The 21597-nt window shown below is 66.3% G+C and carries 19 protein-coding genes and 1 tRNA gene; 13 read left to right on the top strand and 7 right to left on the bottom strand.

Annotation, left to right across the window (positions count from 1 at the left end; genetic code table 11):
• The first annotated feature begins 53 nt into the window (after positions 1–53).
• A complete protein-coding gene (locus tag QNO03_RS10370; protein ID WP_289603230.1) occupies positions 54–593 on the top strand; it encodes a GNAT family N-acetyltransferase in 540 nt (179 codons plus the stop codon).
• Here QNO03_RS10370 and cds1 read toward each other — a convergent pair.
• Complete coding sequence (gene cds1, locus QNO03_RS10375) at positions 590–1681, bottom strand: L-cysteine desulfhydrase Cds1 (protein WP_289603231.1); 1092 nt, start codon at positions 1679–1681, stop codon at positions 590–592. The two genes, QNO03_RS10370 and cds1, sit on opposite strands and share 4 nt — an antisense overlap.
• A gap of 152 nt (positions 1682–1833) precedes the next feature.
• Between cds1 and QNO03_RS10380 the strand changes: the two genes are divergently transcribed.
• The 7 genes from QNO03_RS10380 (at position 1834) to QNO03_RS10410 (ending at position 9665) form a co-directional block, all read left to right on the top strand.
• On the top strand, positions 1834–3003 hold the full coding sequence (locus QNO03_RS10380) for an SDR family oxidoreductase (protein WP_289603232.1): 1170 nt from the start codon (positions 1834–1836) through the stop codon (positions 3001–3003).
• Between the two features lie 24 nt (positions 3004–3027).
• Positions 3028–3957 (top strand): NADP-dependent oxidoreductase, encoded by a 930-nt coding sequence (locus QNO03_RS10385; protein WP_229949120.1) that lies wholly within the window; start codon positions 3028–3030, stop codon positions 3955–3957.
• A 330-nt stretch (positions 3958–4287) separates the two neighbouring features.
• The gene (locus QNO03_RS10390) at positions 4288–4515 is read left to right on the top strand and encodes a hypothetical protein (RefSeq protein WP_229949119.1); all 228 of its coding nucleotides are present in this window, start codon (positions 4288–4290) and stop codon (positions 4513–4515) included.
• Positions 4516–4888: 373 nt separating this feature from the next.
• Positions 4889–5836 carry a uridine-preferring nucleoside hydrolase UriH gene (gene uriH / locus QNO03_RS10395; RefSeq protein WP_229949118.1) on the top strand — a complete coding sequence of 316 codons (948 nt, stop codon included), beginning with the start codon at positions 4889–4891 and terminating at the stop codon, positions 5834–5836.
• The gene (uriT, locus tag QNO03_RS10400) at positions 5833–7296 is read left to right on the top strand and encodes a uridine transporter UriT (RefSeq protein WP_283995886.1); all 1464 of its coding nucleotides are present in this window, start codon (positions 5833–5835) and stop codon (positions 7294–7296) included. Before uriH ends, uriT (QNO03_RS10400) begins: the two co-directional genes overlap by 4 nt.
• On the top strand, positions 7293–8720 hold the full coding sequence (gene uriT / locus QNO03_RS10405) for a uridine transporter UriT (RefSeq protein ID WP_289603233.1): 1428 nt from the start codon (positions 7293–7295) through the stop codon (positions 8718–8720). The genes uriT (QNO03_RS10400) and uriT (QNO03_RS10405) overlap by 4 nt, the downstream gene beginning before the upstream one ends.
• 30 nt (positions 8721–8750) lie before the next feature.
• On the top strand, positions 8751–9665 hold the full coding sequence (locus QNO03_RS10410) for a ribokinase (protein WP_289603234.1): 915 nt from the start codon (positions 8751–8753) through the stop codon (positions 9663–9665).
• Positions 9666–9761: 96 nt separating this feature from the next.
• On the opposite strand, the gene QNO03_RS10415 is transcribed toward QNO03_RS10410, so the two are convergent.
• The 3 genes from QNO03_RS10415 to QNO03_RS10425 all read right to left on the bottom strand — a co-directional run bounded on the left by QNO03_RS10415 (position 9762) and on the right by QNO03_RS10425 (position 11834).
• Positions 9762–10580: a histidine phosphatase family protein gene (locus QNO03_RS10415; RefSeq protein ID WP_289603235.1), complete on the bottom strand. Its 819-nt coding sequence runs from the start codon at positions 10578–10580 to the stop codon at positions 9762–9764.
• Positions 10581–10732: 152 nt separating this feature from the next.
• Positions 10733–10809: transfer RNA gene (locus QNO03_RS10420), tRNA-Thr, on the bottom strand.
• Between the two features lie 155 nt (positions 10810–10964).
• Complete coding sequence (locus QNO03_RS10425; RefSeq protein WP_289603236.1) at positions 10965–11834, bottom strand: DsbA family protein; 870 nt, start codon at positions 11832–11834, stop codon at positions 10965–10967.
• A 168-nt stretch (positions 11835–12002) separates the two neighbouring features.
• Between QNO03_RS10425 and QNO03_RS10430 the strand changes: the two genes are divergently transcribed.
• The 4 genes from QNO03_RS10430 to QNO03_RS10445 all read left to right on the top strand — a co-directional run bounded on the left by QNO03_RS10430 (position 12003) and on the right by QNO03_RS10445 (position 17003).
• Positions 12003–13484, top strand: coding sequence for an alpha,alpha-trehalose-phosphate synthase (UDP-forming) (locus QNO03_RS10430; protein WP_289603237.1), 1482 nt, complete (start codon positions 12003–12005; stop codon positions 13482–13484).
• Complete coding sequence (gene otsB / locus QNO03_RS10435) at positions 13481–14263, top strand: trehalose-phosphatase (RefSeq protein WP_289603238.1); 783 nt, start codon at positions 13481–13483, stop codon at positions 14261–14263. The genes QNO03_RS10430 and otsB overlap by 4 nt, the downstream gene beginning before the upstream one ends.
• Positions 14264–14431: 168 nt before the next feature.
• The gene (locus QNO03_RS10440; RefSeq protein ID WP_229949111.1) at positions 14432–15520 is read left to right on the top strand and encodes an ABC transporter ATP-binding protein; all 1089 of its coding nucleotides are present in this window, start codon (positions 14432–14434) and stop codon (positions 15518–15520) included.
• 121 nt (positions 15521–15641) lie between these two features.
• Positions 15642–17003, top strand: coding sequence for a DUF4032 domain-containing protein (locus tag QNO03_RS10445; RefSeq protein ID WP_289603239.1), 1362 nt, complete (start codon positions 15642–15644; stop codon positions 17001–17003).
• A gap of 30 nt (positions 17004–17033) precedes the next feature.
• On the opposite strand, the gene QNO03_RS10450 is transcribed toward QNO03_RS10445, so the two are convergent.
• Positions 17034–17537 (bottom strand): DUF4190 domain-containing protein, encoded by a 504-nt coding sequence (locus QNO03_RS10450; RefSeq protein ID WP_289603240.1) that lies wholly within the window; start codon positions 17535–17537, stop codon positions 17034–17036.
• Positions 17538–17753: 216 nt separating this feature from the next.
• Here QNO03_RS10450 and QNO03_RS10455 point away from each other — a divergent pair, with 216 nt between their 5' ends.
• Complete coding sequence (locus QNO03_RS10455) at positions 17754–19463, top strand: glycoside hydrolase family 13 protein (protein WP_289603241.1); 1710 nt, start codon at positions 17754–17756, stop codon at positions 19461–19463.
• Between the two features lie 12 nt (positions 19464–19475).
• Here the strand turns inward: QNO03_RS10455 and QNO03_RS10460 are convergent, their stop codons facing one another.
• Positions 19476–20849 (bottom strand): FAD-binding oxidoreductase, encoded by a 1374-nt coding sequence (locus QNO03_RS10460; protein ID WP_289603242.1) that lies wholly within the window; start codon positions 20847–20849, stop codon positions 19476–19478.
• A gap of 9 nt (positions 20850–20858) precedes the next feature.
• Complete coding sequence (locus QNO03_RS10465) at positions 20859–21356, bottom strand: SRPBCC family protein (RefSeq protein ID WP_289603243.1); 498 nt, start codon at positions 21354–21356, stop codon at positions 20859–20861.
• Positions 21357–21597 lie beyond the last annotated feature (241 nt).

Consider the following 21597-nt stretch of genomic DNA (forward strand, 5'->3'; position numbering starts at 1 on the left):
CCCGCCCGGTCAATGGAGGAAGGCAGTTTAAGGTGCTGTGGAGACTGGCGGGCATGGAAATCCGTCCCGCCTCATTGCTCAATGGTTCCTTCCATGTCCGCCGGGCGGCGCGCGACGACGTCGGGCCGATCTCCGGGCTGCTGATGGCCGATGCCCTGGGGCAGCGGGCCGGCCGGGAAGGGAACCATGCCCTGGAGCCGTATCTGCGTGCCTACGATGCCATTGCCGCGGACCCGGCCAACTTCCTGGCCGCCGTCGAAGACTCCTCCGGGCGGATTGCCGGAACCCTGCAGCTGACGCTGATCCCCTGCCTGGCTCTAGGCGGAACCACCCGGTTACAGGTGGAAGCCGTCCATGTGCGTGCCGATCTCCGGTCCAACGGGCTGGGTGCGGCCATGATGGACTGGGCGGTCGCCGAAGGCCGGCGGAACGGCGCCGGGCTGGTCCAGCTCACCTCCAACGCCCAGCGGGACTCCGCGCACCGTTTCTATAAGCGGCTCGGCTTCGAGGCCTCCCACATCGGCTTCAAGCGCCACCTCCCGCCGCTCCCGTTGCCGGCGGAAACGTTGCCGTCCGGGATGTTCGACTTCTAATCCCTCGTGCCGGCGGGCCACCGTCCGGTCCGGAACAGTTCCTCCAGCATGGCCGTGGCCGGCGCGGGGTCCAGTCCGCGGGACTGCAGCCAGGCGTCATCGCCGTAGGACGCGGCGTACCGGTCCCCCGAATCGCACACCAGCGAGACGATGCTTCCGGCGCGGCCGTCCGCTTCCATGGCCGCCGCCAGCTGCCAGACACCCCAGAGGTTGGTTCCGGTGGAAGGCCCGGCGTGCAGCCCGGTGAGCCGGCGCAGGTGCCGCGAGGCTGCTACCGACGCAGCGTCGGGGACCTGGACCATATGGTCGATGACCGCGGGCACAAAGCTGGGTTCGGGCCGCGGCCGGCCGATGCCTTCAATCCGCGACGGTTTCCCGGCGGCAGGCTCCCCCGGGTTCCGCCAGGCGGGGAAGAACGCGGAGTTCTCCGGATCCACCACCGCCAGCCGGGTGGGATAGCGGTGATACCGGATGTAGCGGCCGATCGTTGCACTTGTCCCGCCGGTGCCTGCACCCACCACTATCCAGTCCGGCAGCGGGTGGTCCTCCTGTGCCATCTGGGAAAAGATGGATTCGGCAATGTTGTTGTTGCCCCGCCAGTCAGTGGCGCGTTCGGCGTACGTGAATTGGTCCATGTAATGCCCGCCGGTGCTGGCTGCGACGGCCTCCGCAGCGGCGTACACCTCGGATGGCTCCTGGACGAAGTGGCAGCGTCCACCGTAGTGCTCGATCAGCCGGATCTTCTCCGCACTGGTGGTCTGCGGCATCACGGCCACGAACGGCAGGCCCAGCAACTGGGCGAAATAGGCTTCGGAGACCGCGGTGGAGCCGCTGGAGGCCTCCACGATGGTGGTGCCCTCGGTGATCCAGCCGTTGACCAGGCCGAAGAGGAACAGGGAGCGGGCCAGCCGGTGCTTGAGGCTTCCCGTGCGGTGCGTGGACTCGTCCTTCAGGTAGATCTGCACCGACCAGCCGGCGGGGGCCGGGACCTGGAACAGGTGCGTATCGGCCGAGCGTGCCCCTTCCGCCTCGATGCGGCGGATGGCGGTCTCGGCCCAGCTGCGGTCCGGAAGCATAAGAGTGTTCACGTTTCCAGCCTACGTTTGGTTGCCCGGCCCCACGGTCCACGGCCGGATCCGTCCGCCGGATTCCGCTTCCCGGTTTTCATCAGCAGGCTGATGATCGATAGTCTCGAGGTACTGGCCGTTGACCAGGTATGACGGAATCAACAGGAGGATCAATGTCCCAGGAACCCATCCCGGAACCGGCCGCTGAATCACATGCCGGTTCCAACCCGCGGCCCGGCATCATCGAACAGGACCAGGCACGCACGGCGGCCCGGCCCCACGCACCGGTACCGGGCGCGGTCCTCGTGGCCGGTGCGGGCGGCGTCATCGGACGGCACGCCGCAGATGAGTACGTCCGCCGCGGCTGGAAGGTCCGCGGCGCCAGCCGCCGGCCGGTTCCCGGCGCCGACTGGGAGCACCTGTCCGTGGACCTGCTGGATGCCGGCCAGGCCCGCGCGGGCCTGGCACCGGCGTCGGACACCACCCATCTGGTCTTCGGCGCCTACATTGAGCGCCCGACGTCGGCGGAACTGTCCGAGGTCAACACCGCCCTGCTGCGCAACACCCTGGACGGGCTGCGCGCCGCCGGCGCACCGCTGCGCCACGTCACGCTCTACCAGGGCGGAAAAGCGTACGGCGCCCATCTGGGGTACTTCAATGCACCGGCGAAGGAACGCGATCCGCGGCTGATCCAACCCAACTTCTACTACGACCAGGAAGACCTGCTGCGCGAGGTGGCCGCGGAGCGCGGTTTCTCCCTGACCGTCCTGCGGCCCGAGGGCGTCATCGGGTACGCCACCGGCAACCCGATGAATCTGCTGATGGCCATTGCCGTGTACGCGAGCATCAGCAAGGAACTGGGCCAGCCGCTGCGCTTCCCCGGAACGGTGGCGGCATACGACGCCCTGTACCAGGTCACCGACGCCGAACTGCTGGCCCGTGCCGCGGTGTGGGCCGGTTCGGAACCGGCTGCGGCAGGGGAAATCTACAACATCACCAACGGCGACCAGTTCCGTTGGCGCCAGCTCTGGCCGGCCTTCGCCAGGTATTTCGGCATGGAGTACGCGGAACCGCAGCCCGTACCCCTGACGGACGCCATGCCGCAGTACGGCAGGCTGTGGGAGCAGATGACCGAACGGTACGGCCTGGAGCCGATCCCCTACGAGGACCTGGTCCGCTGGGAATTCGCCGACTTCATATTCCGCTCGGAGTTCGACAACGTCTCCTCCACCATCAAGGCCCGGCAGGCCGGTTTTGCCGACTGCCTGGATTCGGAAGACCGTTTCCTGGAGCTCTTTGACCACCTGGCCCAGCAGCGCATCATCCCGGGCCCCACGGCCTAACCGCATAAGCAAGAGGAGTTCTTCGTGAAGATTGTCGGCATCCGCGCCTTTGGCGGGCCCGAGGTCCTGGAGGTACTTGAGGTACCCGAACCGCACGCCGGTCCCGGGGAGGTCCGCATCCGCGTCCGGGCCGCCGCCGTCAGCCCCACCGACACGGTGCTGCGCACCGGCGCCCAGGACATGGGTGGGCTGGAACCGCCCTATATTCCGGGCATGGACGCCGCCGGAGTGGTGGACGAGGTGGGTGACGGCGCCGGCTGGCGGATCGGTGACGAGGTCATGGCCCTGGCCCTGCCCCGGGCCGCACGGCGGGGCGCCTACACCGAGTACCTGGTGGCGCCGTCGGACTCGATCGCACGGATCCCTGCCGGAACCGGGTTGGAAGCTGCCTCCACGTTGCCGATGAACGGCCTCACCGCGGTGCAGATCCTCGAAAAGCTGGACCTTGCCGAAGGCTCGGTCCTGGCCATTACCGGCGCAGCGGGAACCCTGGGCAATTACCTGATCCAGCTCGCCAAAGAGGCGGGCCTGACCGTGGTCGCCGATGCCTCCGAAGGGGATGCCGACCTGGTGGCGGCCCTGGGCGCGGACCATGTGGTGGAACGTGGCGACGACGTTGCCGGCCGGATCCGGGAGCTCTTTCCCGACGGCGTCGACGCCGTGGCGGATGCCGCGGTGATGAACGAACTCGCGGCGGACGCGGTGCGCGACGGCGGCGGGTTCGCCACCGTACGCGGGTGGGACGGAGATCCCGGCCGAGAAATCACGGTGCATCCGATCCGGGTGGGTGAGGAATACTCTTCCGGGGCAAAGCTGGACCGGCTGCGTGCACTGGCAGAGGCAGACCTGCTCAGCCCACGGATCGCCGACGTCCTGCCCGCCGAACGCGCCGCCGACGCGCACCGGCGGCTCGAGGCCGGCGGACTGCGCGGCCGGATTGTGCTGACCTTCTAAACCCGCGGCTTTCCTCATCCCGCGCGCGACGGCGGCACCGGCCCCAGGTGCCGCCGTCGTCCGTTTGAAGCAGCAAAGTTTGAGTAAAGGGCTATCCGGCGGGCGGACACGCTGTTATGGTCGGCCGCATGGGAATACTGATATTCGAGTAGCGCTGCGCGCTCGAAACCCGCTGCAGACAACCATCTATGAGAGCTTGTTGAGGCACTGCCTCCGAGTCCGTCCGTCTGCCCCGAAAATCTCCTCCCGGTAGAACCGGCGTGCTTTTGGCACGCCCCCGGACGGTGTCCCTGACATCACCTCAACGGCCCCGAGCCATTGGAGGACCCCATGCGTGCACCCAAAGAGAAAAAGCCGAAATCCGAACACCCCGTACTGCCGCCCGTCGAGATCCATCTCGCTCCCGCGGCCGAAGCCCGGCTGAGCGAGGCGAGCGCCCAACAGCTCGCCTCCGCTCCCGAGACCGCCCTGCCCGGCTGGCAGAGTCTCGGCAAGGACCACAAGCCCACCCGGTCGAACACGAAGCAAGGCCCGCGGGAGCGAAAGGTCAGGTGGTAGCGCCCTACGTCATACCGGACCGCCTCCGCCCCTCCCGGGGCGGGGGCGGTTTTCCACCTGCTGTCTGGTCGCCGGCAGACTGATCCGCCATGCTGGAAGAGAGGTGGTTGTCCCGCGCCGGGCAAACGCGGAAAGAGCGGCAGACAGCATAAATTCCGCACCGGCAGATGGCAAATCGCGCCGGCGTCCGGTCCGGCCCGAACAGATCCCCCGGCGGAGTGGTCCGCAATACGTCTATATCGTTAATTACGTCGCCTGGCAGGCGCTCCCCCATGTCCGCACCGCCGCGGGCCGCTGCAGGAGTCCCGCAACCGGGCGCCGCAATGCCGGAACTGCGGTCCCGGAGCTAGAACCTCAACGAAGCGGAGACGTAATGCCCCACAAAATCATCCTGGATTGCGATCCCGGGCATGATGATGCGGTCGCCCTGCTGCTGGCACACGGCAGCCCGGAGATCGACCTTCTGGCGGTGACCACCGTCGTCGGAAACCAGACCCTGGAGAAGGTGACACGTAACGCACTGGCAATTGCCCGTGTTGCAAATATCACAGGCATTCCCTTCGCCGCCGGCTGCGACCGGCCCCTGGTCCGCACGATTGAAAACGCCCCGGACATCCACGGCGACTCCGGCATGGACGGCCCCGACCTGCCCGAGCCGACCCTCGAACTGGATCCCCGCCACGCGGTGGACCTGATCATCGACACGGTCATGGCCCATGAGCCGAACACCGTCACCCTCGTCCCCACCGCAGGCCTGACCAACATCGCCCTGGCCGTCCGCAAGGAACCGCGCATCGCCGAACGCGTCAAGGAAGTTGTCCTGATGGGCGGCGGCTACCACGTAGGCAACTGGTCCGCCGTGGCCGAGTTCAACATCAAGATCGACCCCGAAGCCGCACACATTGTGTTCAACGAGAAGTGGCCGCTGACCATGGTCGGCCTCGACCTCACGCACCAGGCACTGGCCACGGACGAAGTGGCCGAGCGCATCGCCGCCGTCGGCACCAAGCCGGCCCGGTTCGTCGGCGAACTGCTCGACTTCTTCGGCGAGGCGTACAAGGACGCCCAGGGCTTCGACTTCCCGCCGGTGCACGATCCCTGCGCCGTTGCCTACGTCATTGACCCCTCCGTCATGACCACCCGGCGCGTGCCGCTGGACGTGGAACTGACCGGCACCCTGACGCTGGGCATGACCGTGGCCGACTTCCGTGCACCGGCTCCCGCCGACTGCAACACATCCGTAGCCGTCGACCTGGACCACCAGAAGTTCTGGGACCTGGTTGTCGACGCACTTCAGCGCATTGGCGAGGTTGACCTGTGAGTGAAACTGCCCGCCGACGGGTAAACGTCGGCGCCTTGATGGCCGCCCTGCTGGCCGCCTGCGTGGCGTTCCAGCTGAACGCCTCCATGCTCTCCCCCGCCCTGTTCACCATCGAACAGGAGCTGGACACCACCTCGGCTGCCGTAGCCCTGACGCAGACGGCGTTCTTTACCGCCGCTGCCCTGTTCTCCCTGTTCCTGCCCCGCCTCGGCGACATCATCGGCCGCAAGAAGGTCCTCACCGGCATGCTGGTGGTCCTGACCATCGGCTCGGTCGTGGCTGCCCTCGCGCCGAGTGTTGAGGTTCTCTTCCTCGCCCGCCTGATCCAGGGTGTTTCCGGTCCCACGGTGGCGCTGTCCATGATCATGCTGCGCGTGGAAGTCCGCGATCCTCGAAAGTACGGCACCCTGATGGGTGTCATTGCCGCCGTCAACGGCGGCATCGCCGGCGTCGACGCCATCGCCGGAGGCTACCTGGCGCAGAACCACGGTTTCGCCTCGATCTTCTGGTCCATGGCCGTCGTCGGCATCATTGCCACCGCCCTCGTGATCGCCGTCATCCCTGAGTCCCGGGCCGAGAAGAAGGAAAAGATGGACTGGGTGGGCGTCGTTCCCCTGGTCATCTCCGTGGGCACCCTGCTCACTGCCTTCAATGAGGCCGGCAAACTGGGGGACGCCAACTGGCCCCTGGTCATCGGCCTGATCGTCATCGCCGTCGTCGCGTTCACGGTCTTCTGGAAGGTCGAAAACCGCACCGAACAACCGCTGATCGCCACCTACCTCCTGAAGCAGCGCTCCACCTGGGCCCTGCTGCTGACCACCGTGCTGACCATGACCGGCGTCTTCGCCGTCATGAACGGCATCCTTCCGGCCCTGGCGCAGGACGGTGCCGTGGGCTTCGGCATGGGCGCCGAAGAGTCCGCCTGGTGGACCATCACCCCGTACGCCATTGCAGGCCTCATCGTGGGACCGTTCGCCGGGCGCCTGGCCGGCAGCTGGGGTTACGCCAAGGTACTGCGCATCGGCACCATCGGGTCCGTCATCGCGCTGGCGCTCATGCTCCCCGTGGTCGGCAGCGACTCCAAGGCAGGCCTGCTGGCCGTTTCCATCCTCGTGGGCATCACCTACGCCGGCATCGGCAATGTCATGCTCAGCGGCCTGGGAGTCATGCTTTCCCCGAAGGAAAACCCCGGCTTCCTTCCCGGCCTCAACGCCGGTGCCTTCAACCTGGGCGCCGGCCTGAGCTTCGCCGTGATCTACGCGGCCAAGACCGCCACCACCGTTACGGACGGGTCCGGAACCGAAGGCTACTACGGCGGCATCATTGCCGGCGTCATCATTCTGGGCCTTGCCCTGGCCTCCTCGTTCCTGATCCCCAAGCCCGCCAAAACCGGCTCCGAGGCAGTCGCCCCCGTGGCTGAGCCGGAAGACACCAAGCCCAAAGCAGAGGTGACCCGGTGACTGAAACCGCACGCCGGCGGGTAAACGTCGGCGCCCTGATGGCAGCATTGCTGGCCGCCTGTGTCGCGTTCCAGCTCAACGCCTCCATGCTCTCCCCCGCACTGGTCAGCATCGAGGAGGAACTGGACACCACCTCGGCGGCAGTCGGCCTGACGCAGACCGCGTTCTTCACCGCGGCCGCGCTGTTCTCCCTGTTCCTTCCCCGCCTCGGCGACATCATCGGCCGCAAGAAGGTCCTGACCGGCATGCTGGTGGTCCTGACCATCGGTTCCGTGGTGGCCGCCCTGGCACCGAGCATTGAAGTCCTCTTTATTGCCCGCCTGATCCAGGGTGTTTCCGGCCCGGTGGTCCCGCTGACGCTGATCATGCTCCGCGTCGAGATCCGCGACCCCAAGCTGTACGGCACCCTGATGGGCGTCATCACAGCGGTCAACGGCGGCATTGCCGGGGTCGACGCCGTCGCCGGCGGCTACCTCGCGGAAAACCACGGGTTCGCTTCGGTCTTCTGGGCCATGGCCATTGTCGGTGCGGTCGCAACGGCCCTGCTCTTCTTCCTGGCCCCCGAATCCCGGGCCGAAAAGAAGGAAAAGATGGACTGGGTGGGCGTTGTCCCGCTGGTCATCTCCGTGGGCACCCTGCTGACCGCAGTCAACGAGGCAGGCAAACTGTCGGATGCCAACTGGCTCCTGGTGGCTGGCCTGGCCGTCATCGGCGTGATCGCGTTCGTGGTGTTCTGGAAGGTGGAGAACCGCACTGAACAGCCGCTGGTCGCCACCTACCTGCTCAAGCAGCGCTCCACCTGGGCCCTGCTGCTGACCACACTGCTGACCATGACCGGCGTCTTCGCGGTGATCAACGGCATCATCCCCGCCCTGGCGCAGGACGGCGCCGTCGGGTTCGGCATGGGTGCGGAAGAGTCCGCCTGGTGGACCCTGACACCCTATGCCCTCGCCGGACTGCTGCTCGGTCCGCTCGCCGGCCGCCTGGCGGCGACCTGGGGCTACGGCAAGGTGCTGCGGATCGGCATGATCGGCTCGGTCATCACCCTGGCACTGATGCTCCTGGTGGTTGGCAGCGACTCGAAGCTGGGCCTGCTGGGTGTGTCCGTGCTGATCGGCATCACCTACGCCGGCATCGGCAACATCATGCTCAACGGCCTGGGCATCGTGCTCTCCCCAAAGGAGAACCCCGGTTTCCTCCCCGGCCTCAATGCCGGCGCCTTCAACCTGGGTGCGGGCCTGAGCTTCGCCGTGATCTACGCGGTGAAGACCGCTGCCACCCCGGCCGACGGCGCCGGGGACACCGGGTACTACGCCGGTATTATTGCCGGTCTGGTCATCTTGGCACTGGCCCTGGCCTCGTCCTTCCTCATCCCGAGGCCGGTCGCCGCTGAGGTTGAGACCGCCGAGACCGACCACCGCTGACCCCGTCCGCCACCCTAGGAGAATCCCTGCATGTCCGCCGGAAAAGTTGTAGTTGTCGGGTCGCTTAATGCCGACCTGACCGTCCGCACCGAGCGTTTCCCCTCCCCCGGGGAAACCTTAAACGGGTCCGAACTGGTCATTGTTCCCGGCGGCAAGAGCGCCAACCAGGCCGCCGCCGCCGCCCTGCTGGGTGCCGATGTGCGGCTCTTCGGAGCCGTGGGTGCCGACGGGCACGGAGACCTGCTGCTCAAAGCGGCCGCCGGTGCCGGCGTGGACGCCTCCCGCGTCCTGCGCCGCAACGGCACCGCGACGGGCACGGCCATGATCGTGGTGGACGCCGCCGGAGAAAACACCATCATCGTTTCCCCCGGAGCCAACGGCACCGTGACCGGCGCCGAGCTTCCGGCGGACCTCTTTGAGGACGCCGCGGTCCTGTGCCTGAGCCTGGAGGTGCCGCTCGAAGCGGTCACCGCCGCGGCGCAGGCAGGGCACGACGCCGGTGCGCAGGTACTGCTGAACCTCTCACCGTACCGCGAGGTACCGGCCGGGCTGCTGGCCCTCACCGACGTCCTGCTGCTCAACGCCCACGAAGCGGCGCTGGTGACGGGACTGGCGGATCCGGCGTCGGACTGGGAAAGGGTCATCGCCGCCCTGGCGCGCCTTGGCGTGCGCCGCACGATCATCACGCTTGGCGGCGAGGGCGCCGTCGTACTGGACGGCACCGCTGAAGGCGCGGACCGCGTGGTCGCCATTGCCCCCACCCGGGTGACGGCGGTGGACACCACCGGCTGCGGCGACGCCTTCACGGCCGCTACGGCTGCCCGGCTTGCCGCCGGTGATTCACTGGCGCAGGCTGCCGAGTTTGCGGCCCGTGCCGGCGCACTGGCTGCCACCCGCGAGGGCGCCCAGTCCTCGTATTCGGCGCTGCTGGAAATGGTGCAGTAAGAAGGAAGATCCCGTCTTCAGAGCCGGGGCCGGACCGGGCGGTTACGCCTGTTCCGGTCCCGGCTTTTTGTCGCCTAAGCAGGGCCGAGGACGTGCTCAGCTGCCAAAGGATCCCTCGAGGAAATGCCGGTTGGCTTCAGCCCGCTCCAGGAGGTCCTCGCCGGTGAAGTATTTCCGGTCGAATTCTTCCCACTCGCCGACGAACATGGCCCACTCACCGTCCACCTGAACGGGCCAGCACCGCCGGACCCAGTTGAGCTTTTCTCGGACGTCGTCCTGGTCCTTCGGATCGGTGCTGGTGTACTGCAGGACGGTGCAGTTGTGGATCATCTCCGCCCTGTCCGCATTCCGCTTCAGGAACTCTTCGTCGCTCCAACGCTCGAGCACCAGGCGCGTCGCCCACATGAATTCGCCGTGGGTGACCAGGAGGACATTGTCCCGGGCGTTTTCGCGGTGCAGGGTGCTGAGGATGTTCCGCACCCGGTTCTCCGCGACATTCGCAATGGACTCACCCGCGGGAGGAGCCCAGTACAGCGGATCGTTTTTCCGGTACGCCGCGTTCTGTGCGTACTTCCGCGCGAAATCCTGCTTGGACATGGGACCGATCTCACCCCACGAACGCTCACGGATCACGCGGTTTTCCTCCCACCGGACATCCAGTCCCAGGTGTGCAGCCGTCTCACGGGCCCGGGTGTAAACGGACACCAGAGCCCGGTCGAACTCAACATTCTGCTCGGCTATCCAGGCTCCTGCGACCTTGGCCTGCTGGACGCCGAGTTCCGTGAGCCGCCAGGAGCGGTCCGGGACCGTCATGGTCTCTTCGGTGTAGAGGCTCGGGTCCCCTGCCCTCGACGCCCTCTGCATAACGTTTGCTTCGCTCTGTCCGTGACGGACGAGGAACAGGTTCCGGGGCATAACCAATTGGAGACTCCTAAGACGCGCGCAGTAACTCTCGCCGTTAATCCTATGCCGCGCCGACACCCGGAATTTTCCCGGACCGGAGCCGAACCCGGACATGGAAAAAACCCCTCCCGACCGGGCGTTATGCCTGATCAGGAGGGGTTTCGTGGAGCCCCCTGCCGGATTCGAACCGGCGACCCCCTGTTTACAAGACAGGTGCTCTGGCCAACTGAGCTAAGGGGGCGCTGCCGGGGTCGGAAAGACCAGGCCGGCGGCGCCGCCGTCGTCCGCCTCAAAAAACAGGTGCGAACAAACAGCGCTACACAAGGTTAGCCCAGAGCGCCCGCCCGCGTGAAACTGGAGGTTTCACGGAAACGGACGCCCTGGACCGGGAGCAGACTACTTGTTGGCGTCGATTGCGCCCTGGACGGTCTCCACGAACGTGTTCAGGTCCGCTTCCGCGCCGTTGACGTATGCGGTCGGGGTGCCGGAGATTCCGTCCACGCGGGCCAGCTGGTCCGCGTACTTCACGAACGGACGGTAGGTGTCGTCCTCGATGCAGTCTTCCATGCCCTCGGTATCGGCGCCGACGGACGCGGCCATGTCCACAAGCCCGTCGTTGTTCACCTCACCGGAGGCGTGCTGGGCGAAGATGGCCTTCATGAAGTCCCAGTAGGACTCGGGGCTTTCATCGGCCACGCAGGCCGCCGCGTTGGCGCCGCGGGAGGAGTAGTTGGTGGCCGAGCTGCGGTCCAGGAAGGCCACGGTGCGGTACTCATAGGTGATTTCCCCGGCGTCAAGCCACTGGGAGATCTGGTCGTCGTACGTGGCAGCGAAGTCGGCGCAGTGCACGCAGTTGATGTCCACGTATTCCACGATGGGCACCGGCTGGCCCTTCTCGCCGGCCGTGATGCCCGGGGGAACGGGAGCGTCCTCAGCAGCTTCCTCCGGCGGGGAGGGGAGGTCCTCGGTGTCGAAGTCGAACCTCTCGGTCGGCTGCAGCGCGGTGGTCGACGTCAGGGTGAAGCCGCCGTATTCGTTCGCATTCGCCGGCGACTCACCTGCGGAAGGGATCTTGCTGTTTGCGTTGTTGACCACAATCACGGCCACGATCGCGATGACGGCAACTACGGCCACCACCACCCCCCAGATCGCCAGAAGTCGGTTGCGCCGCTCCTTCTTCTGCTGGGCTTCGCGCATTGCGCGCGCCTGCCCGCGGGCAGCGGCAGTGCGCTCAGCCTTGGTCGGCTTGGGATTCCGGTCAGTCATAATTCCTCATGTCTCTCAACGCCGGCCACGTTTCCGGGCCTCTCAGCTCAACACCAGTGTAGGCGGAACAGCCGCGACCGCCGTTCGACCAACGGCTATGGGCGGTACAAAGTTTCCGCCCTTCGATAGAGTGGCAATATATGACTTTTCAACAGAGGGGTGCCATTCGTGAACGCTGAGGCGGATCCGAGTTCCAAGAAGGACGCTCCGGACAGCTATGGCGACTTCGATTTCATCGTGGTTTCCAACCGGCTTCCCGTTGACCGGGTCAGCGGCGCCGACGGCGAAACCTGGCGCCGGTCCCCCGGCGGGCTGGTCACTGCGCTGGCTCCCGTGATGGCCAAGGCCGACGGCGCGTGGGTGGGCTGGCCGGGATCTCCGGACGAAGAGGTCGAGCCCTTCGACCATGACAACATGCACCTCAAGCCGGTGCCGCTGAGCACCGATGAAGTTGAACTGTATTACGAGGGCTTCTCCAACACGACGCTGTGGCCGCTCTACCACGACGTGATCGCCACCCCGGAATTCCACCGCACCTGGTGGGACGCCTACCGGACGGTGAACCGCCGCTTCGCCGACGCCGCCGCCTCAGTGGCAGCCAAGGGCGCCACGGTCTGGGTCCAGGACTACCAGCTGCAGCTGGTCCCCCAGCTGCTGCGCCAGGCACGCCCGGACCTGAAGATCGGCTTCTTCAACCACATTCCCTTCCCTCCGCTGGAAATCTTCGCCCAGCTGCCCTGGCGCCGGAACATCATCGAGGGCCTGCTCGGGGCGGACCTGATCGGGTTCCAGCGCCCCTCGGACGCCAGCAATTTCCTGCGCTGCGTGCGCCGCTTCGCCGGGTACACCATCCGCCAGCAGCAGGTAAACGTCACCACGGAAGATGGACTCTCCTATGTCTCCCGGGCCGAGGCATTCCCCATCTCCATCGATTCCAGCCAGATCACCGAGCTGGCGCAGCGTGAAGATGTCATTGAGCGGTCCAAGCAGATCCGCCGTGAATTGGGCAACCCGGACACCGTGCTGCTCGGTGTGGACCGCCTGGATTACACCAAGGGCATCAGCCACCGGCTCAAGGCGTACGGGGAACTCCTCGAAGACGGCAAGATCACGGTGGAAAACGCAGCCATGATCCAGGTCGCCAGCCCATCCCGCGAGCGCGTCGAACAGTACCGGCTGCTGCGCGAGGAGGTGGAGGGGACGGTGGGCCGGATCAGCGGTACGTTCGACACCATCTCCAATACGGCACTGCGCTACCTCCACCACAGTTATCCGGTGGAGGAGATGGTGGCGCTCTATCTGGCCGCCGACGTCATGCTGGTCACCGCGCTGCGCGACGGCATGAACCTGGTGGCCAAGGAATATGTGGCCGCCCGCACCGGCAACACCGGCACCCTCGTCCTTTCCGAGTTCACCGGAGCAGCCGACCAGCTACGGCAGGCAGTGCTGGTCAACCCGCACGACATCGACGGGTTGAAGGCCGCCATTCTCACCGCGGTAAACATGCCGGCCCGGGAAGCCGGCCGCCGGATGCGCCTGATGCGCCGCCAGGTGCTGCAGAACGACGTCGAACGCTGGTCCCGCAACTTCCTGGATGCCCTCGAACAGGACCAGGACCGGGAGCAGACCCAGGATCAGGACCAGTCATGAGTGTGCAGGACGCGCGCCTGTTGGAGGCGCTGGAAACCCTGTCCCGGACCGGGAAACTGCTCGTGGCGCTGGACTTTGACGGGGTGCTGTCCCCGCTGGTGGAGCACGCCGAGGACGCCCGGCCGCTGGACGGCTCGGCCGCAGCGGTCCGCGCCCTGGCCGCCCTCCCGGAGACCGTCACCGCGTTCATTTCCGGACGCGCGCTGGACAGCCTGCGCACCGTAGCCACACCGGACCCGGAAACCCTCCTTATCGGCAGCCACGGCGCCGAGACCTGGACCGGACCCAACCAGGAACCCCTGCAGCTGACCGCCGAACAGGCCGAGCTGCTGGCCCGGGCCCGCACAGCGGTGGAATCCGTGACCGCCCGCCACCCGGGCTGCCGGCTCGAAGACAAGCCCGCCGGCGTCGTCCTGCATACACGCAGCGTGTCCGGGGCGGTTGCCGCCGCAGCCACAGCCGAGGCCCGGCGGGAACTGAGCCTGCTCGACGGCGTGCAGGTCACCGACGGCAAGTCCGTACTGGAGGCCTCGGTGGTCCACACCAACAAGGGCGAGGGTATCCGGGCCCTGCGCCAGCTGACCGGCGCGACGGCGGTGCTCTTCGCCGGGGACGATGTCACCGACGAACGCGGCTTCGAGGCCCTTGCCCCCGGCGACGTGGGAATCAAGGTGGGCGAGGGAACCACTGCCGCCGCCTACCGGGTCGCATCCCCCGAGGCGTTCACCGGCGTCCTGGTCGAACTTGCGCGACTGCGCGCCGACGCCACCGCCAGCTGATACCTGCGGCCGGAGCCCGGTCGCCTTCTGCCAACCTGTGCCATACTGACCCTGTGACCCGCACCACAGGTCGGAGAAGACCTGTGCCATGCGGCTCTACATCCAACTCAATAGCTCTCCATTCACAACGGATCGTCGGGCACGTACCTGCCCGTGAAGGGAAACACCATGGCAACGGTAACGTTTGACCAGGCCACACGCCTCTACCCGGGGACCGAACGTCCCGCGGTAGACAACCTCAGCCTCGAAATCGCCGACGGCGAATTCCTGGTTCTCGTCGGCCCGTCGGGCTGCGGAAAATCCACCTCGCTGCGCATGCTCGCCGGTCTCGAAGACGTCAACTCCGGACGGATCCTGATCGGCGACCGGGATGTCACCGACGTTCCGCCCAAGGACCGCGATATCGCCATGGTTTTCCAGAACTATGCGCTGTACCCGCACATGTCCGTGGCGGACAACATGGGCTTCGCCCTGAAGATTGCCGGCATCGGCAAGGAAGAGCGGCTTGAACGCGTCCGCGAGGCGGCAAAGCTGCTGGACCTCGAAGACTTCCTGGACCGCAAGCCGAAGGCACTCTCGGGTGGCCAGCGCCAGCGTGTTGCCATGGGCCGGGCCATTGTCCGTAACCCGCAGGTCTTCCTGATGGACGAGCCCCTGTCCAACCTGGATGCCAAGCTGCGTGTGCAGACCCGCACCCAGATTGCGTCGCTGACCCGCCGCCTCGGGGTCACCACCGTGTACGTCACCCACGACCAGGTTGAAGCCATGACCATGGGTGACCGGGTCGCGGTGCTGAAGGACGGCATCCTGCAGCAGGTCGACACCCCGCGGAACCTCTACGACCACCCCCGGAACGTGTTCGTTGCCGGCTTTATCGGCTCCCCCGCCATGAACCTGCTCGAGCTTCCGGTCGTCGACGGCGGCGTAGCCTTTGGCGGTGCCGTCTACCCGGTGGAGAGCTCCGTCCTGGGTGCGGCCGCCGGCAACACGGTGACCCTGGGTGTCCGCCCCGAAGACCTGGAAACGGTGCCCGAGGGGGAAGGCCTGCGGGTGGAGGTCGACGTCGTCGAGGAGCTGGGGGCCGACGCGTACGTGTACGGCCACAGCAGCATTGACGGCAAGGATTACGACATGGTGGTCCGGGTGGATGGACGGCGTCCTCCGCTGAAGGGCGACACGCTCCACGTCCGCCCGCAGAAGGGCCACGTGCACCTTTTCGATACCTCCAACGGGGAACGGCTGGCGGAACAGGCCTAACCCGCACCGTAACAGCATGCGGTGGCTTCCCTGCTCAACTAGACTCTGAGATGGGGAGCCACCGCTTTTTCGTTACCGCATTTTTCGTTAACGCATGCTTGAGATGTAAGGGCTTTCGCCTATGACAGACGCTGCACCTGCCAGTTGGCAGAATGAACCCACCGACTGGGAGCAGACCGGCAAGCTGCCCCGCACCACACGGTCCTCGACCCAACGGATCAACACACTTGGGTCGTTGAACATCACGGCCGCTTCCATGGACCCGGCACTGCTGGACCTGCCCTGGCACATTCCGCTCGAGGAATGGCCCAAGGAGAACCTGGCCGCCCTCCCCCGCGGCATCTCCCGCCACGTTGTCCGCTTCGCCCGTCTGGGCGATTCGCTGATTGCCATTAAGGAAACCAGCGAACACGTGGCCCGGCAGGAATACCACATGCTGCGCAAGCTCCGCCGGCTGAATGTTCCCGCGGTGGCGCCGGTGGCCGTGATCACCGGGCGCATGGATTCCGCGGGCGAAGAGCTGCAGCCGGTCCTGGTCACCCGGCACCTCCGCTTTTCCCTGCCCTACCGTGCCGTCTTCTCCCAGACCCTGCGCGAGGTGACCTTGACCCGCCTGATCGACGCGCAGGCGCTGCTGCTGGTCCGCCTGCATCTGGCGGGCTTCTACTGGGGCGACGTGTCCCTGTCCAACACCCTCTTCCGCCGCGACGCCGGTGCCTTCGCGGCGTACCTCGTGGACGCCGAAACCGGTGAACTGTACCCGGAGCTTTCCAACGGCCAGCGTGAATACGATCTGGAAATCGCCCGGGTCAACATCGCCGGAGAACTGATGGACCTCGCGGAGGGCGGCCTGATTGAGGAATCCGTGGATCCGCTGGCCACCAGCGAACGGATCATGGACAGCTACCGCCGGCTCTGGGCGGAGTTGACGGAGCGGGAATCCTTCGGGATGGCTGACCGGTGGCGCGTGGATGCACGCATCCGCCGCCTCAATGACCTGGGATTCGACGTCGACGAGCTCAGCATCAGCACCACCCCCGACGGGACGCAGGTCCAGTTGCAGCCTAAGGTGGTCGACGCCGGCCATCACCAGCGCCGGCTGCTGCGCCTGACCGGAATCGATGCGCAGGAAAACCAGGCCCGCAGGCTCCTCAATGACCTGGACTCCTACCGGGTGACCAGTCATCCGGAACTCGATGAAGAGCTCAGTGCGCACCTGTGGGTCACCCAGGTGTTCGAACCAATCGTCAAAGCCGTCCCCCGCGACCTGGGCAGCAAGCTGGAAGCCGCCGAAGTGGTGCATGAAGTCCTGGAGCACCGGTGGTACATGTCCGAAAAGGCCAACCGCAATGTGCCGATGGCGGAAGCGGTGCAGTCCTACATGGACACCATCCTCCGGCACCGCCGGGATGAAGCCGCCATCCTGCTCAGCACCGATACCCGGACGATGGAAATCCTGGATGCCGGAGGAGCCCCGGCCTAAGCAGGGGCTCCTCCGGCTGGCGGTTCCCGGTTAGTACCGGCTGGCCGTGGCCGCGAGGACGATGAAGATGAACATCAGTACCCCGAAGATGGTTCCCAGGCTGCCGACGACGATGCCGATGACGGCGGGGGTGTTACCCATCCCTGCCTTGCGGGACTGGGTCAGGCCCACGATGCTCAGCACCAGACCGAGTACGGAAAAGAAGAAGGATGTGACGAGGCCGGCGATGCCCATGGCTTGTCCGGGGTTCGGACGCGGCACCGGGTAGCCGGCCTGGCCGTAGGCCGGGTACGCCGGCTGTTCGCCGTAGCCGGGGTAAGCCTGCTGCTGGCTGTAGGCCGGAGTCTGCTGGCCACCTCCGGGGTAGCTGTCCTGCTGTCCGTAGGACGGATATGCGGTACTGTCCGTCGGGTCGGGCACTCCGGGATAGCCGGGCTGCGGGGACGGAGGACCGTATTGGCCGTCGTCCGAAGCATTCTCGTTATTGGCTCCCGGGTTGGCGCCGGGCTGCCCGTCTGGGCGGTTTTCAGACACGTTGTTCCCCTTGGGTAAGTCGACATGCCGGCACCGGGACCGGCTGCCGATGTGGTCTGCCCCCAGCTTATAGGTCTACCCGAGGTGTGCCCACCGTCTCATAAATGCGTGGCAAACCTCACGTGTGATTCCGGCTGCAGTTCGCATCTCCGGCGGAATCCCGGACGTTAAATGGAAGTGTTAGTCCATATAACCTGCGGAAGGAAGACGCCCTGAATGGTTGAACAGCTGACTACCGCTTCAGCCGTCTCCAGGCTGGTCCCCGTGCATGAGCCGTCCACCGGCCGTGAATGGTGGCGGTCCTCGGTGATCTACCAGATCTACCCGCGCTCGTTCCGTGACCTGAACGGAGACGGCATCGGCGACCTGCCCGGCATCACCGCCGAGATCCCCACCCTGGCCGAACTCGACATCGACGCCATCTGGCTCTCCCCCTTCTACCGCTCACCCCAGAAGGACGCCGGCTACGACGTCGCCGACTACTGCTCCGTGGACCCCCTCTTCGGCACCCTGGACGACTTCGACGCCCTCGTCGCCGAAGCCTCCCGCCACAACATCCGCATCATCGTGGACCTGGTCCCCAACCACTGCTCCGACCAGCACCCCCTCTTCCAAGCTGCACTCGCCTCCCCCGCCGGCTCCCCGGCCCGGGACCTGTTCATCTTCCGCGACGGCACCGGAGAACACGGGGAAAACCCGCCGAACAACTGGCAGTCGCACTTCGGCGGCCCCGCCTGGACCCGCGTTACGGAACCCGACGGCACCCCCGGACAGTGGTACCTGCACCTGTTCGATACCTCCCAGCCGGACTTCAACTGGGACAGCCCCGCCGTGCACACCGAGTTCGAGAAGATCCTGCGGTTCTGGCTGGACCGCGGCGTCGGCGGGTTCCGCGTCGACGTCGCCCACGCCCTGATCAAGAAATCCGGGCTCCCGGACTGGGGCGGACGCGCCGACGGATCCTCCTCCGAAGGGTTCCCCGGCGACGCGGCCCCGATGTTCGGCCAGCCCGGCATCCACGACATCTACCGCTCCTGGCGGAAGATCCTGGACTCCTACGACGGCGACCGGGTGCTCTGCGCCGAAGCGACCATCGACCCCATCGAACGCCTCAGCGACTGGGTCCGGCCCGACGAAATGCACCAGACGTTCAACTTCTCCTACCTGCACCACCCCTGGCACGCCCCCGCGCTGCGGGAAGTCATCGAGTCCAGCCTGCGTGCGTTCGACCGGGTCGGGGCACCCACCACGTGGGTGCTCTCCAACCACGACGTCGTCCGGCACACCAGCCGCTTCGGCCTGACCGGCGCCGGCCCCCGCAGCGGAGACGGCCTCGGGCCGCGGGACGAACAGCCGAACCTCGAACTCGGTATCGCCCGTGCCCGTGCCGCGACCCTGTTGATGCTGGCGCTGCCCGGCGGTGTTTACCTCTATCAGGGAGAGGAACTTGGGCTGCCGGACCATACACTGCTCCCGGACGAGTTCCGGCAGGATCCGACATTCCACCGCACCGCCGGTGTCCGCGTCGGACGGGACGGCAACCGCGTGCCGCTGCCCTGGAAGGCGAACCTCCCCAGTTACGGCTTTAGTTCCACGGGCGAGAGCTGGCTGCCGCAGCCCCCGATCTGGGGCAGGCATTCCCGGGATATCGAGCAGCGTAACCCCGATTCGACGTTGAACCTGTACCGTAGTGCCCTCGCACTGCGCAGGCAGCTGCGCCTGGGCCACGGTTCCCTGGCCTGGTGGCCGGAGCACGACGGCGAGGGACTTGTCGCTTTCGTCAACGGCAACATCCTGGTAGCCATGAATATGGGGGACGTGCCGGTGGAGCTTCCGGACCTGCCGTTGCTGCTGGGCAGCGCTCCGGATGCTCTCGAAGGGAAGCGTCTGCGTCCTAACCGTACGGTGTGGCTGCGGCTGGAGTAGTTACTACGATCCTTAGCCCGAACCGGCAATTGCCTTTCCGGGATTCAGGATGCCTGCAGGGTCAAACACGCTTTTGATTCTGCGTTGAAGCTCCATCACCTCGGCCTGCTGCTCCTGCGGCAGCCACCGGAGCTTGAACTGTCCCACACCGTGTTCGCCGGTGATGGTTCCGCCGGATGACAGGGCGACGGATATGGACTCATCCAGCGCCGCATCCAGCCGCACTGCTCCACTTTTGTCGGCAGCCTGCACCCAAAAGGTCGGGTGCAGGTTGCCGTCCCCCGCGTGGGCCACCACCTTGAGGTTCACTCGATGCCGCGCCGCCATCCGCTCCAAGTCCGCAACGTACCGCACCAGGGCAGAGCGCGGCACGGCCACGTCCTCCCCTACCCGTGATTGGTTTACATCGTCGTCTCCCCGGCTGTGCCGGCGCAGGTCCACCAGGCGTACGGCTTCGGCCGACCCTTCACTGGTAACGGCGGATGCATGTTCTGTGAGTACGCTCCGCACCATGTCGGCTTCGGCCCCGGCACCGAAACCGTCGGTTTGAATCAGCAGCAGGGCGTTTCCCCTCGAGCGCAGGTTACTGCCGTGCGTTTCGTCCAAGGCGCTCAGGGTGGCACCGTCCAAAAGCTCCATGATGGCTGGCTGTACGCGGGCCGCACCTACGGCTAAAACGCCGGCAGCCGCCGTCGGGAAATCGGGGAAGAACGCGGCGATCGTACGGACCTCCACCGGCAGGTACCGCAGACGGACAGTGATACCGACGATGATCCCCAAGGTGCCTTCGGACCCGGTGAAAAGCCCCGTGAGGTCATATCCCGCGACCCCCTTGAAGGTACGCTGACCGGTGCTGATAAGGGTCCCGTCAGCGAGGACAACGTCGAGGGCCAGTACGGAGTCACGGGTCACTCCATATTTGGCGCAGCGCAGGCCACCGGCATTGGTGGCCACATTCCCGCCGATGGTGGAGGTCAGATAGCTGGCCGGATCCGGCGCGTACATCAACCCGTGGGACGCTGCGGCCGCGTTCAGGTCCGCGTTGACCACGCCAGGTTCGACGACGGCCACCTCATCCTGCGCATTGATTTCGAGGATCCGGTTCATCCGGTCCAGGCAGAGGACGATGCATCCGTCCGTTGCATGCGCCCCGCCGGAAACACCGGTTCCCGCACCACGCGGAACCACCGCAGTCCCCGTTGCCGTGGCCCAGCGCATCACGTCCTGGACGGCCTGCACATTGGCGGGCCAGACGACCGCCCGGGGTTCGGCGTACGCGCGCACGGGTCCCTGATCGATCGCGTAGGCGGCCAGGACCTCCGGCGCGGTATCGACCTGCAGGTCCGCCCCGCTGAGGCTAAGCCCGCGGAGTGCATCTAGGGACATGCCAGCAGACTACCGTGCCCCCATAAACCGTGCGTAGCGGTCCAGAATCTCCGACCATTCCTCCTGGAGACGGCTGTATTCACCGGCGCCATCCGGCAGGCGGTCCAGCCCACCGTGCCGGAGCGTGACCAGTGTGGACCCGTCCTCGGCGGGCGTGAATTCGACGCGTACATCGGTGGGGTTCCGCGGGCTATGTCCGGCTACCCAGTCCAGTTCAAGCAGCGTGTCCGGTTCCCGGGTGCGTACCGTGGCCCACACTGCCGTTTCCCCGTCCGGTCCCGTTTCGGTGAGGACCCCGCCCTCGAACTCCGCGTGGGTTCCTTCACCAAAGTCAGTCAGTTCCTCCGGCCACCATAAGTGAAGGTAATCGGTGAATCCGTTGAAGGCTTCCTCCGCGTCGCGGGGGACCTGCCGCACCGCGACAACGTCCGGGACAGAGGCCGGGTGTCCGGGGTCCGTGCCTTCCGGGTCCGGGTCGGCCGGGTGGGAAAACAGGGAAGCGCTCATGCAGTCCAGCCTACCGGCTGCCGTCGGGCTGGTGCCGCCTAGGTACAGGACGCACCAGTCCCCGACGGCGGCCAAAGCGGCCGCCGGGAGTTCCCCAAAGATCGGGGACCGCCCGGGATAAACCTGGCGGGTTAAAGAGGAAGAGCCCGTACCAGCACTGGTACGGGCTCATCCTGTTATTCAAATATTGTCCGGCGGTGACCTACTCTCCCACATCCTCCCGGATGCAGTACCATCGGCG

It is taken from the genome of Arthrobacter sp. zg-Y877, from assembly GCF_030373105.1.
Classification (GTDB): Bacteria; Actinomycetota; Actinomycetes; order Actinomycetales; family Micrococcaceae; genus Arthrobacter_B.

Excerpts from the sequence above, each read along its gene's own strand:
- QNO03_RS10370 (WP_289603230.1), top strand. The coding sequence starts at position 54 with ATGGAAATCCGTCCCGCCTCATTGCTCAATGGTTCCTTCCATGTCCGC.
- QNO03_RS10380 (WP_289603232.1), top strand. The coding sequence starts at position 1,834 with ATGTCCCAGGAACCCATCCCGGAACCGGCCGCTGAATCACATGCCGGT.
- QNO03_RS10390 (WP_229949119.1), top strand. The coding sequence starts at position 4,288 with ATGCGTGCACCCAAAGAGAAAAAGCCGAAATCCGAACACCCCGTACTG.
- uriH (WP_229949118.1), top strand. The coding sequence starts at position 4,889 with ATGCCCCACAAAATCATCCTGGATTGCGATCCCGGGCATGATGATGCG.
- QNO03_RS10410 (WP_289603234.1), top strand. The coding sequence starts at position 8,751 with ATGTCCGCCGGAAAAGTTGTAGTTGTCGGGTCGCTTAATGCCGACCTG.
- QNO03_RS10415 (WP_289603235.1), bottom strand. The coding sequence starts at position 10,580 with ATGCCCCGGAACCTGTTCCTCGTCCGTCACGGACAGAGCGAAGCAAAC.
- QNO03_RS10425 (WP_289603236.1), bottom strand. The coding sequence starts at position 11,834 with ATGACTGACCGGAATCCCAAGCCGACCAAGGCTGAGCGCACTGCCGCT.
- otsB (WP_289603238.1), top strand. The coding sequence starts at position 13,481 with ATGAGTGTGCAGGACGCGCGCCTGTTGGAGGCGCTGGAAACCCTGTCC.
- QNO03_RS10440 (WP_229949111.1), top strand. The coding sequence starts at position 14,432 with ATGGCAACGGTAACGTTTGACCAGGCCACACGCCTCTACCCGGGGACC.
- QNO03_RS10445 (WP_289603239.1), top strand. The coding sequence starts at position 15,642 with ATGACAGACGCTGCACCTGCCAGTTGGCAGAATGAACCCACCGACTGG.
- QNO03_RS10455 (WP_289603241.1), top strand. The coding sequence starts at position 17,754 with ATGGTTGAACAGCTGACTACCGCTTCAGCCGTCTCCAGGCTGGTCCCC.
- QNO03_RS10460 (WP_289603242.1), bottom strand. The coding sequence starts at position 20,849 with ATGTCCCTAGATGCACTCCGCGGGCTTAGCCTCAGCGGGGCGGACCTG.
- QNO03_RS10465 (WP_289603243.1), bottom strand. The coding sequence starts at position 21,356 with ATGAGCGCTTCCCTGTTTTCCCACCCGGCCGACCCGGACCCGGAAGGC.